Below are 15,226 nucleotides of genomic sequence, written 5' to 3' on the forward strand. Positions count from 1 at the left end.
AACACCGAATAGAAGGGTACTCATCGCTTACGACGAGTTGGGGTAAAGAATATGATTAGTTATCTATATTTTCAATTAGTTTTTGGATTTTTGAGTAAAGTTTTTAGTGTTATACGAAGGTCTTTTTTTGTATAACAATCTAAATGTCGCAATAAAATTTTAACGTTCTTAATTATTTTTGTTAATGAATGTTTTTGAGTATTAAGGGATAAAATGATCCTTTTTTATTATGTATGACAAGTTTTATTATTAGATATTTATTTTCTAATAAATTGATAATGTATTTATTAGAATATCATAATTTAAAATATAAATTGTGATATAAATTCGTCGAAAATAGTATATTCAGTTGGAAATGACTAGCGAGTAGATAATGTTATCTAAAAGTCTATTCTAAATGTTAAATTTTTATTTTTAAATGTAAGGGTTCTGTTTTTTCATAAAGTGAATGAAAAAAGTGTTTATAAAAAAGGTCCTTGCATTGCTACAAGAACCTTTTTTCCTTTACGGATTCAAATCATCCAATTCTTTTGTCTTTTTCTCCTTCCAACTTTTTTTCTTATCCGTTTTCAGTAAGATTTTTCTATCCCACTTTAGTTGTTTGATCAATCGACTTTTTAATTCATCCGATATGGACTCTTGTCCTTTTTTGTATTTTTCTTCCGATACCTCATCTATCAAATCACTTAATTGATGCGAAAGTAAAGCTTCGAATAATGTCTGCTTGTAATTACTCACACTCTGGTTGGGAAGTAAGTTGATCCAAATAGTAAATAATTGAAGGATCTCATTTATTTTCTTTTTCTTGATAGCGGATATCAAATGGCCGAAAGCGACCGATTCTTGATAACTGAAAGTGGATTTTTTCTTCTGAATGAAGGTACTCACTTTTTGATCTGGGCGGTAGCGATAAACCATCAATAAAATGATACATACCGCAAGAATTTCTTTCCACTGAACTGGTACGTAATCCTCCCAAGTTTTTTCTTCCACCGCTTCTTGAGGTTCTTGTACCTGATTCAACTTGTTTAAACTATCCTGAAGTGAAGCTAACATGCTTAAGTTAGGATTTTCAGCAATTGTGATTTTTCTGTCTTTAGAAGTGACAACTTTTGATTTTTTATTGTAGGGGTGATAGTACCTCACCTTAATACCTGGAATCTCAAAAGTTCCGGCCTCTTGAACTAAGTAAGTAATTACTTGTCTTTGAGTACCTGATATATACCCTTCGTTATTATTATAATTCGAGTTACTTGGTGCTTCAGGGTATACACCTGCCCACGATAAAGAATCAAATTCTCTCACGGGAATAAGTGGTCCCAATGTATTGCCTGCTGTAATCGTGATGGTTCTTTTCAGCACATCACCTACTTTTACTTTAGACAAATCTTTGTTCCAAGTATCCTTCAAACGAACATTAGTAGAAACCAACCACTCTTTGGGATCTTCGCCTAATGGAGGAGGGACTACTTTTATGGTCTTTTCTTTCGTCTTAAGAATTCTCTTTTTCCCTTTGTAATCGCCTGGATCGGGTGTTTCCACTTCTAAAGTTAGAGAAGGGAAAGTGTTGTCGCCCGCACTGAAAGGGAATACCCAATAGGTTTGCTGAACGCCTGCATATTTATATTTCCCAATTTGCATGGAGTTGGGGACGGCTCTGCCATCCTTTACCATCAAGGCATTGGGTAGTTGGAAATCCTCGAAATTGAGACCTTTTGTAAACCAAGTAGTGGTATAAATGGATAGCTGCACTTTAAATGGCTCTCCCACCATCACTTGTTTTTTATTTACCTTAGTGGTGGTAAACAAAGTGGCTCTTTCTTGTGCCCAAACCGATACTCCCAACAGTAGGCACATTGCTGTAAATATGTACTTTCTTACCATTTTTGATCAGTAGGTTTAGGTTTATTCTCGTTGGTTAAGTATTGGTATTTGAATTTCTTCTTCAAGAACGTACTCGGTTCCAATTTTACCTGACGAATCATACTTGCTTTGGATTGACTCTTTGATGCCGAAAACTGCATCTCTAAAAGCTCCTCCATGCTTGGATTTATTTCTTTCTCACCCATTTCTTGGATGGTTTCAGATTCTCCTTCTGCTTTACGATCCGAATTTTGAGCTGATTCTTGTTCTAGTTCACCTGCTTCGGGCTCATAGATTTTACCTTGCATGGCTTTGTCTTTTCCTAAACTGCTCTCTTCAGACATATTGATGTTGATCAATCGCAACTGTTCGTTAGCAATGACAAGGTTCTTTTGAGCAGGTTCCAAAGTGGGGTCAATATCCAAAGCCATTTGAAAGGCTTGTTGTGCCGCTTCCCAATTCCCCAATTTCGCTTGAGAAACACCAAGGTTATACATGTTATCTGCAGTGATATCTTCAGCATAAGCATCCGCGGCTTTTTCGTATTCTCCATTTTGAGCAAGTACATATGCTTTCTGAGAGTTATCATCAAACAATTCGGTGGCTTGTAAGGTGTCTCCTTTATCTAAGGCTTGTTGAGCTTGTTGATCTCGTGTCCAAAAGAAATCCTTTACAGTAAGATCATCTTTTGGTAATTGTTGTACTCCGTCACAACTTGTGAAGATGAAAATAAAAGGAAGGATGATCATCCAATTCCATTGTACTAGAAGTCCTTTTCTGAACCAGAATAAGGCAAGTACAGCCATAATATAGACCAGATAATAACCCGCATCTACCCAATCTTCCTCAGCTTTTTCACTGTCTTTGGTAAATACTAAAGACTCCTTGATTTCCTTCACATACAACTCAATATCAGTCTTGTCTAATGTGAAAGGAATAAGAGAAACATTCGGGATCGCCAATGTCTTTTGCAGCTGATTGGTATTTAAATTTACTGTAACTGCCTTGCCGTTCTTATCTCTAAGTAGCTTATTTCTATAAAGAGGAACATGAATTCCTTCCGGAGTGGCCAAAACCAACAGGTTGTATTTATCTTCTGAATCTGCACGTTTAGCCAAAGCTTGAGTAGCTTCTGCGTCCACATCGTCCGTAACTACCCAAACAAAACTTGGGGCGTCCGTTTTTTCTAAGATGTTATCAGATAGCTTTAAGGCTTCTTCTAGGCGACTCCCTTTTAAAGGCATGCTGTAAGGTGATAGAGCATCCAATGTTGATTGGAATGTTTTGAAATCTTTGGTTGGAGGCAATGCTTCATGAGCAGATCCAGCAAAGACAATCAAACCTGTATTTACGCCTTCATTCATTTCAAGATAGTCCTTGATTTTCATTTTGGCTCTTTCCAATCGGTTCGGACCAATATCGGTGGCCAACATCGAGCGTGATAAATCTAAAACAATAATGACTTTGGCTTCCGTCTGATTTCCCGGTTTGTCTACTCTTTTCCAAGTTGGTCCAGCAGCAGCAAAGACTGCAATAGCCATCGTAAAAATCATTAATAACTTAGGGAACCATGCACCTTTTTTATTGCCCTTAATCAGAAGGACTTTTAGCAATTGAGGATTCACTAACTTTTTCCAATGTTCTGCTTCTCTTACAGAAATCCATGTAATGATGAACAGTATCCCTACAGGAATTAATGCCCATAAATATTCCGGACGGAGAAAGTGAATATTGGTAGAGAACCCTTCGAAAAACTCATTTATTTCTTTCATGAAGCTCTACGGTTAAGTGATATAATCAATTGAACTATAATCGTGGTAAACTGAGTGAAGAACACTAATGCCAAACATCCTAAAATAGGGTAGTAAAATAACAATCGCGTCGGACGATAGCTTTCGTCTTCAAATTCGATAGGTTCTAGCTCATTCAGTTTATCGTATATCTGATTTAACTCCTCTAGATTACCGGCGAAGAAGTAATCACCGCCTGTATTCTTGGCAATCATCTTTAAAGTTTTATCATCCAATTCGTAAGCTGCAGATTTCTTTGTTCCGATACCGACAGTATAGATTTTAATAGAATCATCTGCCGCCATTTGGGATGCTGTAATAGGAACGATTTCACTTCCGCTATCCTGACCGTCAGTTAATAAAATCATTACTTTCTGATCGATGGAGTCGGCATCAAATACTTGGGTCGATAGGGCAATGGCATTACCAATAGTGGTTTTGTGGCCTGCCATACCAATTCCCGCTTCATTGATGGTATGATTAATAATTTCTAAATCAGGCGTAAAAGGCATTGCAAAGACATCACTACCGAAAAGCATCAGACCGATACGATCACCTTCTCTCTTTTCAATAAAATCGTGAAGTACACCTTGTACGGCTTGCCAGCGCGACATACGGTTGCCATTTTCATCCACCCAATCACGCGTTTCCATACTCATAGAGATATCGGCAGCGATCAGAAGATTTCTGGCTTCTTTTACTTTCTTGGCAGGTTCGCCAATATATTGTGGATTCGAAAGGGCGGTCACCACCAGGCACCAACAAATAAAGTTGACTAAGTATTGGAACCACTTTCTTTTTAAAACAGTCGCACTTTTTTGAGGCTTCAATTTCGTCGCCTCCGTCAATTCATCGAATTTAGGATAATACAATGCGTCCTTTTTCTGCTTATAGGCAGGGTACAACCACCACATTAAAATGGGGAGAGGCAGCAAGGCAAACATCCAAGGGTAGGCTAACTCATACATGACTCTTAATCCATTTTTTGGCAGACGTAGCCAAAGATTCAACATTATTTATTTGCTCGGTTTTCATGTATGGAGCATTGATCATCAGTTCTTCTTCCTGGGAATTGAACTTTGATTTAGAATGATCATTTAAAAACGATACCCATTCTGCTCCTTGCAAAGAAGCGACTTCAGTTCTTGAATAGGTCGTTAATGCCACTCTTTTTAATATCTGATTGATGTGATATACCTTGTCGTTGGAAGTTGTTTGCTGTGCAATCATCTCATCAATTTGTTGAATAGCGGTACGTCTATACGTGCTATTCAAATAATTAATGTACCATTTGACGATCATTACCAACACTACCAACCCCACTAATCCTGCTATTATCCACCAACCGATAGCGTTGGGTGTCATATCCACTTTTTCCGGAGGAATGAAATCCAATACCTGATTGGCCAATTGCGTAGAATCAGAAACGGTATTTATATCTTGAGCATTCATTTTAATGGTCTTTTAGGAGTGTTCTCACCTGAGCACTTGCTCGCTCGCTAGTGGTAAACGTAAGTAATGGAATACCATATTCGGCGAACTGATCTGTCAGCAACTCTTTATCATTTGCAAAAGATTTCGACTGACGGTCTCTTTCCTTTTTCATCAAATTACTAATAGACACCTGTTTTTCGCTGTTAGATAATGATAGGGTCGTCATAGGCAAATCCTTCTCCCATTCATCTTCCACATGGAAAACCATCACATCATTATGTCTTTTTAAATTGAAGATATGATGAAGGCTTTTATCAGAAATTCCTCTTAAATCAGAGATGATGATAATAAGGTAATCGTGATTCACACTCGAGCGGATTTTCTGAAAAACGCTTTCCAATAAAGCAGTTTTCGATTTTGGTGCTTCCTCCGCACTGAGTTTTTGATTATAGACTTCGACCGTTTTCAACATCTGAAGAATCGCAGTGGTACTACGTTGAGGACGAATTTGTTGATATTCCGTGTCGTTAAAAACAAACGCCCCTACACGGTCGCCCACTTCTACAGTTCTCCAAGCCCCCAAAGCACAAAGGTGTGCACTGATGGTCGATTTTAAGAATTGCTGTGTTCCGAAAAACATCGAAGAAGACTGATCTACCACCAATAAAACAGGACGTTCTCTTTCCTCAGAAAATACTTTTGTATGTGTTTTCTGAGTTCTGGCAGTCACTTTCCAATCGATATTTCTGATATCGTCTCCAGCGACATAAGCACGTACTTCTTTAAAGTCCAAACCACGACCACGCATTGCCGATTTGTGTCGACCCGCTAAAAGTGATTGAACTTTGTATTTGGGTAGAAAACTAAATCCAGACGCTTCGAACTGAAGACCATGTAACTCGTTTAGAGTCACATTTACCGGATTTAAATCTCCATTTTTATCGATCTTTTTCATCGTATTAAAGATTTAGGCAACAGCAACTTTACTCAACAATTCATCAATTATTTGTTCCTTAGAGATCCCCAAAGCATTTGCTTCGAAGCTACTCACAATTCTATGGCGGAACACGTCTTTAATGACTGTCTGAATATCCTCAGGTTTTACGAAATCCCTTCCGTTTAACCAAGCCTGAACTCTTGCTACTTTATCCAAAGCAATGGTAGCACGTGGAGAACATCCTACGTCGATCCACTTGTCTAAATCCTCACTGTACTTTTCTGGAGTACGAGTAGCATACACTAATGCTACAATATATTTTTCGATTGCCTCGGAAACATGTACTTCTTGCACCTCTTTACGCGCTTGGAAGATAATGTCCTTCGGTAATTTTTCTACTTCTTTCTTTACCTTCTCGGCAGTTAATTTTTCTTCTGAACGAACCAAACGTAATACCTCTAACTCTGCATCAATCGAAGGATAATTAACGATGACATGCATTAAGAAACGGTCCATTTGTGCTTCTGGAAGCGGGTAAGTACCTTCTTGCTCTATTGGGTTTTGAGTTGCCATCACAAAGAAAGGTGAAGGCAATTCATAGGTAGTACCTGCAACGGTCACCTGACGTTCCTGCATCGCTTCTAATAAAGCCGATTGTACTTTTGCCGGCGCACGGTTGATCTCATCTGCTAAAATCAAGTTATTGAAGATAGGTCCTTTTTGAAAGACAAAATTTTCTTCACCTTGATTTTGATAAATCTCGGTACCGGTAATATCTGAAGGTAAAAGGTCGGGCGTAAACTGAACTCTACTTAAACCCAAGTCCATATTCTTGGCAAGAGCATTAATTGCTCTTGTTTTTGCCAAACCAGGCAAACCTTCTAGCAATAAATTACCATCTGATATTAAACAAGAAATAATTCTATTGATTACTTGCTCCTGACCAATAATCGACTTGGCCATTAGCTCCTGTAGCTTTTGTATTGAGGTTAGTGCTGACACGGTAGTATAATTTATATTGTTTGACATTAAACAAAATAACGAAAAACTTATTTTGAGAGATGCTATTGTTAAGAATTATTTAGACCAATTGAAGTCTTTTCCCAACACCTCAAAGGTCTTGTTTTATAGCTATTGTTTAATGCGTAAAATACCATTTGATTTAAATTAGGTATTTCACCTACATGTATTGATATACTTAACATTTTGATGTGAAGTTGAAAAACAAAGAAAGATTGAACAGATAAGTATAAAGTTTGACTATTGAGGTAAATTATATCAATTGAATAGACTTTTAAGCTAAAATTGAAATAGATAGATTGTTAACTATTAAGTTAAGTACTTTACATTAAAAAGTGGATTTTTTTCATAAAAACTATCGATTTCATTCATATTTCAATAAAAGGTTGTCATTTCATAATCAAAGAATAACAAAGTAGAGTAGAACGATGTTATTTGTTTACCACTCTTCAAGACTTAACCCAATCATTTAAATTATGAAAATATTACTTACCGGCTCCACAGGATACATTGGCAGAAGATTACTACCGTTATTAGTTAAGCAAGGCCATCATGTAATTTGTTTGTGCAGGGATCCCAGAAGGTTCGATTATGAAGATTTTGATGATAGTTTCATGAAAAATGTTACTGTGGTAAAAGGAGATTTACTCGACGAATCATCATTACAAAACTTACCCTTAGATTTTGATGTCGCTTATTACTTGGTACACTCCATGAGTAATTCTTTTGATGATTTTGAAAAACTAGAGAAGAAATCGGCGACCAACTTTAAGAACTATGTTTCAAGGTCCGATTGTCAGCAAATGATTTATTTGGGTGGAATAGTAAATGCGAAAAAGTTATCAAGACATTTGGGTTCTAGACTGCAAGTGGAAGAGATATTAGGAAGTGGGAAAGTGCCACTAACTGTGTTGAGAGCAGCAATTATTATTGGGTCAGGTAGTGCATCATTTGAAATTATCAGAGACTTAGTAGAAAAATTACCTGTGATGATTGCTCCAAAGTGGTTGAAAACGAAATGTCAGCCGATTAGTATTCGAAATGTGATGGATTACCTTACAGGTGTAATTCTAAAAGAAGAAACCTACAACAGAGTATTTGATATTGGAGGCAAGTGTATTCTTAATTATAAAGAGATGTTACTTCGTTTCTCAAAAGTCAGAAAACTTAATAGAAAGATATTAGTGGTTCCCGTTTTTACACCCAACCTATCTTCTTATTGGTTGTATTTTGTGACTTCTACAACCTACACTCTTGCTAGAAGTTTGGTAGAAAGTATGGACAATGAAGTGGTTTGTCAGAATGGAAATATTCAAGAAATTGTACCAGTAAAACTATACAGTTATGAGGAAGCTTTAGAAATGGCTTTCCAAAGAATTGAACAAAATGCAGTAGTGTCGAGTTGGAAAGAATCGATTATTGGACCAATAAGAGAAGACTTTCTCGATTTAATTCAAGTACCTAAATATGGATGCCTAACCGATAAGCGTAAGTTTGAATTCGATCGTCCCGACGAAGAGGTATTGGATAACATATGGTCGATAGGCGGAGATCGTGGATGGTATTATGGTACTTGGCTGTGGAGAATTCGTGGGATCATGGACAAATTTGTTGGAGGTGTTGGTTTAAGAAGAGGAAGAAGAAGTCCAACGGAATTAAAAACAGGAGAAGCTTTAGATTTTTGGAGGGTAATACTTGCCGATCGAAAACACAAAAGATTATTACTGTTTGCCGAAATGAAACTGCCTGGAGAAGCATGGTTAGAATTTAAGATCAAGGAAAAGGATGGTAAAAAATGGTTAGAGCAAAAAGCTACATTTAGACCTTTAGGTATCTGGGGAAGAATGTATTGGTATGCTGTTTACCCTTTTCATGGGTTCGTTTTTCCTGGGATGGCTAAGAATATTATCTCCTACAAACAGAGGGATTTATATCCAAAAACGGCCTCCTGAAGAAAAATCAAAACATTAACAATTAATTAATATAAAAAATTCAGTAGAAGTGTATTGGTGGACACTTACAACATTGGTAAGGGTGATCGAAGTACACTTCTATTTTTATATACTGACTGAAGAGTATTAAACAGAATAAAATATAATAAAGTGTCGAATATGATATTAATAATATTTTGTTCATATAGCCTTTAATTGTATAAATGCCCTATAATAAACCGAAACTTATTCTCACCTTTGTCGTGTAATCAAATAGAAAACAAAACAAAAAATTAAAATTTAAAAGACATGAAAAATCAAAATAATATCATCACAGTAACAGCAACAGGTTTTCCAGTAATCGTGAAAACAAGCAAGTAATTAAAGTATAAACATTAAACATTTAAAGACATGAAAAATCAAAACAATATCATCACAGTAACAGCAACAGGTTACCCAGTGATCGTAAGAACAAATAAGTAATTAATACAATAAAATTTAAAATTTAGAAATTATGAAAACGAGACAAAACACAATCGTAACACATACAGCCACAGGCTTTCCAATTATTATTAAAACAAATAAATAACAAAATTATGAAAACAATTAAAGGACAAATTATCACGGCAACTGCCACAGGTTTCCCAGTTTTAATTCCTGTAAGTGAACTAAAAGAAACAAAGAAAACTGAAGTTAAAGAACTGAAAGGTAATGTAAAGCAATCTGCTTAAGCATTACTTTTAAGAAAGTAAGAAGGTCGAAAAAAGAAACCGACCATAAATAATATATGTGATGCCCATGAGGGCTTTTTTTATGCCCTAAACTTTTTAGAAAAAGTATATTTTAAAACACATTGCCACATTTCGGACAAGTACATCTTTCTTCTTTATTATTTTTAGAAACTTCTTCGATAAACCCAGTTCCAATAATACCAGTAGGTAAGGCAACTAACCCGATGCCCATAATAGCAACAAAACTTGCAATTACATTTCCAATTGGTGTAATAGGGTACATATCACCATACCCCACTGTAGTTAACGTTGCCACTGCCCACCAAATTGATTTAGTGATACTACTAAAGATGGCAGGTTGAGCTTCATGTTCAACGATAAAGATCAAACAAGCAGAAAATAATAAGAGAATAAAGGTCATAAATAGAGTAAGCAATAATTCTTCTCTTCTTGCTTTTACCACATTAATCAGGATTCCTAAAGCGTTGTTATATCGACCAAATTTGAAAAGTCTAAACAACCTGAATAATCTAAATATCCTAATAAATCGTAGATCTAGGTGTAATAAGAACAAATAGGAAGGAAGAATAGCGAGTAAATCAATGATTCCATAAAATGAGAAAATAAAAGCAAAAGGTGCCGCTAATTTTGATTTACTTGGATACTTATACTTTGCTGTAATTATTCTTGATATATACTCGAAAGTAAATATCAATACAGAGATTTTTTCGAATAGAATAAATTCTTTTTCGTATTGAACATATATCCAATCATGTGATTCTAATACGATGGAAATGATGTTTAATACAATTAACGACATGATAATTATGTCGAATATTTTACTGGTTTTGTTTGTACCATTGCTCTTTTCGATAATATCAAAAAGTCTTTGTCTAGCTGTCATGAAATTAGAAGTTCGTTGAGTTGATTAGTCGTATAGTATTACTATTGAATTAATCGTACCAATTTGATTTATCAAAAAAAGTATTTCAAAAATTATTCAAAAACGAATATACTTTCGATTTAGACCTTTTACTCTATTCCTTAATTTTGTTCATCAATACCCAAATTATTAAGTTTGGCAATCAATTAAATAAAAAGACATCATGACTTTAGAGGAAGTACAAAAAGTGGTAGACGAGTGGATTAATACTACTGGCGTTAGATATTTTAATGAGTTGACGAACACTGCTATTCTAATGGAAGAAGTAGGAGAAGTTGCTCGTATTATGGCAAGAAAATACGGAGAACAATCATTCAAAAAATCGGATGAGGATGTTGATCTAGCCGATGAAATGGCGGATGTAATGTTTGTTTTAGTGTGTTTAGCCAATCAAACGGGAATCGATTTAACGGAAGCATTGAAGAAAAACTTAGAAAAGAAGTCAATTCGTGATGCAGACAGACATAAAAACAACGAGAAATTAAAGTAAAGTTTAATTCCTTATTGTATAAAAAAACACCTTCCTCAGTATTTGATATTGAAGAAGGTGTTTTTTTATGGTCAATAATCAAGCACTTATATATGCCTAGGTAATTTACCTAAACTGTTCAATTAGGTTTTCTACTCACCTATAAGAGTCCTCCACCTTGCACCTTTGTAATGTGATCAATGATCATAGAAACAAAAAAAAGTTGCTCTCTAAAATTAAAAAGTAGAAACGATGAAACAGTTTATTTTATTAATTCTTGTTGCTTTATTCTCACAACAAATGATGGCTCAAAAGAAAAAGAAGTCATCCAATCAAAAGCCTAATATATTAGTCATTTTCGGTGATGATATTGGGATGTTTAATATCAGTGCTTATAACGATGGCATGATGGGATACAAAACACCAAATATCGATAGGATTGCCAATTCAGGAATTCGATTTACCGATAGTTATGCACAGAATAGTTGTACAGCCGGTCGTTCAGTTTTTGTTACAGGTCAAAGTGCAAAAAGAACAGGTCTTTCTAAAGTGGGTTTACCTGGCGATGATCTAGGAATACAAAAAGAAGATCCAACAATTGCAGAAATCCTTAAAGATATGGGTTATACAACGGGTCAGTTTGGTAAAAATCACTTAGGTGATAAAGACGAGTTCTTACCCACTAACCATGGATTCGATGAGTTCTTTGGTAACCTTTACCATTTAAATGCGGAAGAGGAACCAGAACATCCTGATTATCCAAAAGATCCAAAATTTAAAGAAAGATTTGGTCCAAGAGGTGTAATCCACTCTTATGCTGATGGTCGTATTTCTGATACAGGTCCTTTAACTAAAAAAAGAATGGAAACTGTAGATAGAGAATTCCTAGCAGCTTCTTTAGACTTTATCGACAATGCACATAATGATAACGAGCCATTCTTTGTGTGGTTTAACTCTACAAGAATGCACGTGGTCACTCATCTTACTGAAGAAGCCGACGGTAAAACAGGCCAAGGTATCTATGCGGATGGTATGGTAGAACATGATGGTCATGTTGGTCAGTTATTAGATAAATTAGATGAGTTGGGAATTACAGAAAACACTATTGTAGTGTATACTACTGATAATGGAGCAGAGGTATTGTCATGGCCTGATGGTGGTATGATTCCATTCCGTGGAGAGAAAAATACGACTTGGGAAGGTGGTTTCAGAGCGCCAATGATGGTGAGCTGGCCTGGAACAATTGCTCCTCAAGTATCAAATGAGATTATCTCTCTAGAAGACTGGATGCCAACATTAGTTGCTGCAGCGGGCGATTCTCAAATCAAAGAAAAATTATTAAAAGGTCATAAGGCAGGTGATATGACTTATAAAGTTCACCTAGACGGTTACAACTTTATGCCTTATTTCTTAGGAGAAGTAGATAAAGGACCAAGAGAAGATTTCTTCTACTTCACTGATGGAGGTGATTTATCCGCAGTAAGAATGGGAGATTGGAAGTTTATGTTCTCCATTCAAGAACATGAGGGATTGGATGTCTGGATTAGACCTTTCACAAAGTTAAGAGCTCCATTAATCATCAATCTGAGAAGAGATCCTTTCGAAAGAGCAATTGATGAGGCTGGATACATGGATTTCTGGATTGAACACATGTTCTTGATGTCACCAACTGTTGAAAGAGTAAAAGAATATATGGGTACTTTCAAAGAGTTCCCTCCAAGACAGGCAGCAGCTTCTTGGGTAGAATAATTTAATCAGAAGTATTCGCATACTACACTAAGGGGCGCTGTATATAGCGTCCCTTTCAAATTAGAATTAAACTCTCTTTTGCTATGAAACTAATTACTATACTTCTTCAGATCATTTTTATATTTCAAAGCTCCATTATTTACGCTCAAAGTATTGAGCTGGACAAAACCCTAGGACTAGAATATGCTAATCAGGTGATTCAAGAACAAGGGGTTTATCAAGATGAAAAGTTAACAGCATATGTTGATGGAGTTGGACAAAAGTTGGTCAATCAATTAGAGAAAAGACAATTTGATTATCAGTTTAGAATTGTTCCTCAAATAGAACCTAATGCTTTTGCTTTGCCAGGAGGGTATGTGTTTATCACAACAGGTCTTTTAAGTATTATCCGTACAGAAGATGAGTTAGCTGGAATTCTATCGCATGAAATTATTCATGCACATAACAGACATTCCATTGCTCAAATGAAGAAAGGTATTTTGCCTAAAATATTAGAATTACCTGGTGATATTATCAGCATTATCAGTAAAGATTTAGGAGCTATTTTTAATGCTCCAATCAAAACAACCAATGCTTTGTATATGGCTTCCTATGGTCGTAAAAAGGAAACCGAAGCAGATCTAGAAGGGATGGAGTTAGCAGTAAAAGCAGGGTATACACCAACAGCTTTAAAAGATATTCTTCACCGGATGACGACCTCAATAGAATTGGTTACCGGCGAACAAGAACAGCATAGTTACTTTAACGATCATCCTTACACTCCGAATCGAGAAAGTGATATTGAATTAAAGGCTTCTTTTATGCCATTGGTTAAACAGAATGACCAAAATGGACAGTATTTACATCAGGTTGATGGGGTCTTGTTTGGCAATAGTATTCATCAAGGAGTATTTAATAGGTATGAATTTTTGCATCCAGATTTACAATTCAAAGTCACGTTTCCTAAAGAATGGATGCTGACCAATACGGATGAATATTTTGGTGGATACAGTCAAAACTATAAAGAGGGAATCATTATCAATTTAGAGAAGGAAACAGATGTGACCCAAGCGGTTTTATCATTTACAGAAAAATTATCTGATAAAGAGAAAAGTTTGTTGGTTGAAAAAGTTGCTTTCGACCATGGTAATGATAAAGGTTTTAGAATGTCGTTTAGAGCAACATTAAAGAAACAGGAGAATTACGCCAATATTGGTTGGGTGAAGGTGAATGGGCAAGTATATAGAATAAGTAATTTTTCTGATTCTCCTACACTTAAAAATTTCAATAAAGTGATAGCATCATTTAAGAAAATGGGTGATGATGACTATGAAAAAATAAAGACAAAGAAAATCTCTATTGTGAAATCAAACAAAGGAGAAACCTTACAGAAACTTTGTAAGCGAAGTGGTAATATCTCTGATATACAATTGATAGAGGTGTTAAACGATAAAAAAGCAGATCAAAAGCTGGAAAAAGGAGAAAGTATCAAAATAGTGAAGAAGTATCCTTACACTTCAGAAAAAGAAATTAGACATGACATTAAAATTATGAAATAATTGATGTTGTGTGACTTATAATATTAGATGTGAACCGTATTACGTAGTTAAATGAAAATTGTGACACTTATAATTCTATTGCTAATGATGATCTTTTTTGGAGAGATATCATCAGCAGGAGAGGACAACACTGAATTTATTGAAGTATTTATTTATTAGGGTAAAGAAGTACAATTAGTACTACCTTAAAGAGGGGACATAATGTGTCCTCTTTTTTTATACCCCCCCTTAGGTAATTTACCTAATCTGTCTATTTAGGTAACCCTACAATATAAATGGAAGTCGATTAATGCACTTTTGTAATGTAATCAAAAGCTCTTTTAAATCAATTGCTATCATGGAAACTACAGAAAGAAAAACGCTCTCTTACCCATTAAGTTTAATGGAAGTGAAAAAAGAAATCTCTAACAGAATAGATGATTTTTTATTGGAAAATGAAATCACTATTGCTGATAAAATCAAAACACTGGAATCGGATAGTTTACAGGTTCTAGGTAAAGCGGCACTTCAAGAAGAACAAAACTTTGATGAAGTAAGCGAAAAAGTAGACGTCATCTTTAACAACATGAGATATAAGGTGATGGCGAAAATAATGAGTGATGGAGACCTTACAGAAGCTCAAAAGGAAATCAAATTACAAGAATCATTACTGGATATCTATCAGCTTCAAAATAGCGTAGAGGAAATGATTCTTAGAATATCTATTCAGTTGGAGGATATGAATAATGATACAAAATCATATTTACAAAAATCTACTGATGTAGGTAGAGAGTTTGTTTCGAATATTACGACACTTACCTCATCAATTTTCAAATAATAAA

13 protein-coding genes are annotated in these 15,226 nt (G+C 35.4%); 6 read left to right on the forward strand and 7 right to left on the reverse strand.

Translation table 11 applies throughout. The annotated features are described in order from the left end of the window. Positions 1 to 504 precede the first annotated feature (504 nt). Genes KMW28_RS01425 through KMW28_RS01450 form a run of 6 tightly spaced genes read right to left on the reverse strand, consistent with a single transcriptional unit; the run spans position 505 to position 7,053 of the window. Entirely contained in the window at positions 505 to 1,884 is a 1,380-nt protein-coding gene (locus tag KMW28_RS01425) for a BatD family protein (RefSeq protein ID WP_169664800.1), read from the reverse strand. Continuing rightward, positions 1,878 to 3,635, reverse strand: a complete 1,758-nt coding sequence (locus KMW28_RS01430) for a VWA domain-containing protein (RefSeq protein WP_169664799.1) — start codon at positions 3,633 to 3,635, stop codon at positions 1,878 to 1,880. The genes KMW28_RS01425 and KMW28_RS01430 overlap by 7 nt, the downstream gene beginning before the upstream one ends. After that, positions 3,632 to 4,666: a VWA domain-containing protein gene (locus tag KMW28_RS01435; RefSeq protein ID WP_169664798.1), complete on the reverse strand. Its 1,035-nt coding sequence runs from the start codon at positions 4,664 to 4,666 to the stop codon at positions 3,632 to 3,634. The genes KMW28_RS01430 and KMW28_RS01435 overlap by 4 nt, the downstream gene beginning before the upstream one ends. Further along, entirely contained in the window at positions 4,614 to 5,105 is a 492-nt protein-coding gene (locus KMW28_RS01440) for a DUF4381 domain-containing protein (protein WP_169664797.1), read from the reverse strand. Before KMW28_RS01440 ends, KMW28_RS01435 begins: the two co-directional genes overlap by 53 nt. A 1-nt stretch (position 5,106) precedes the next feature. Beyond that, entirely contained in the window at positions 5,107 to 6,042 is a 936-nt protein-coding gene (locus KMW28_RS01445) for a DUF58 domain-containing protein (RefSeq protein ID WP_169664796.1), read from the reverse strand. A 12-nt stretch (positions 6,043 to 6,054) separates the two neighbouring features. Beyond that, positions 6,055 to 7,053, reverse strand: a complete 999-nt coding sequence (locus KMW28_RS01450; protein ID WP_221220789.1) for an AAA family ATPase — start codon at positions 7,051 to 7,053, stop codon at positions 6,055 to 6,057. A 467-nt stretch (positions 7,054 to 7,520) separates the two neighbouring features. Here KMW28_RS01450 and KMW28_RS01455 point away from each other — a divergent pair, with 467 nt between their 5' ends. Then, the gene (locus tag KMW28_RS01455) at positions 7,521 to 8,996 is read left to right on the forward strand and encodes an SDR family oxidoreductase (protein ID WP_169664794.1); all 1,476 of its coding nucleotides are present in this window, start codon (positions 7,521 to 7,523) and stop codon (positions 8,994 to 8,996) included. Between the two features lie 575 nt (positions 8,997 to 9,571). Next, the gene (locus KMW28_RS28565) at positions 9,572 to 9,706 is read left to right on the forward strand and encodes a hypothetical protein (protein ID WP_260158740.1); all 135 of its coding nucleotides are present in this window, start codon (positions 9,572 to 9,574) and stop codon (positions 9,704 to 9,706) included. A gap of 112 nt (positions 9,707 to 9,818) precedes the next feature. Here the strand turns inward: KMW28_RS28565 and KMW28_RS01460 are convergent, their stop codons facing one another. After that, positions 9,819 to 10,610 carry an ion transporter gene (locus tag KMW28_RS01460; protein ID WP_169664793.1) on the reverse strand — a complete coding sequence of 264 codons (792 nt, stop codon included), beginning with the start codon at positions 10,608 to 10,610 and terminating at the stop codon, positions 9,819 to 9,821. Between the two features lie 202 nt (positions 10,611 to 10,812). Here KMW28_RS01460 and KMW28_RS01465 point away from each other — a divergent pair, with 202 nt between their 5' ends. From KMW28_RS01465 to KMW28_RS01480, 4 genes are all read left to right on the forward strand, one after another. Next, positions 10,813 to 11,139 (forward strand): nucleotide pyrophosphohydrolase, encoded by a 327-nt coding sequence (locus KMW28_RS01465; RefSeq protein WP_066210741.1) that lies wholly within the window; start codon positions 10,813 to 10,815, stop codon positions 11,137 to 11,139. A 231-nt stretch (positions 11,140 to 11,370) separates the two neighbouring features. Continuing rightward, positions 11,371 to 12,867 carry an arylsulfatase gene (locus KMW28_RS01470; RefSeq protein ID WP_169664792.1) on the forward strand — a complete coding sequence of 499 codons (1,497 nt, stop codon included), beginning with the start codon at positions 11,371 to 11,373 and terminating at the stop codon, positions 12,865 to 12,867. 83 nt (positions 12,868 to 12,950) lie between these two features. Continuing rightward, positions 12,951 to 14,405 (forward strand): M48 family metalloprotease, encoded by a 1,455-nt coding sequence (locus tag KMW28_RS01475; protein ID WP_169664791.1) that lies wholly within the window; start codon positions 12,951 to 12,953, stop codon positions 14,403 to 14,405. Between the two features lie 337 nt (positions 14,406 to 14,742). Then, complete coding sequence (locus tag KMW28_RS01480; protein ID WP_169664790.1) at positions 14,743 to 15,222, forward strand: hypothetical protein; 480 nt, start codon at positions 14,743 to 14,745, stop codon at positions 15,220 to 15,222. The last annotated feature ends 4 nt before the right edge of the window (positions 15,223 to 15,226 follow it).

Source organism: Flammeovirga yaeyamensis (assembly GCF_018736045.1).
In the GTDB taxonomy this organism is placed as follows: Bacteria; Bacteroidota; Bacteroidia; order Cytophagales; family Flammeovirgaceae; genus Flammeovirga; species Flammeovirga yaeyamensis.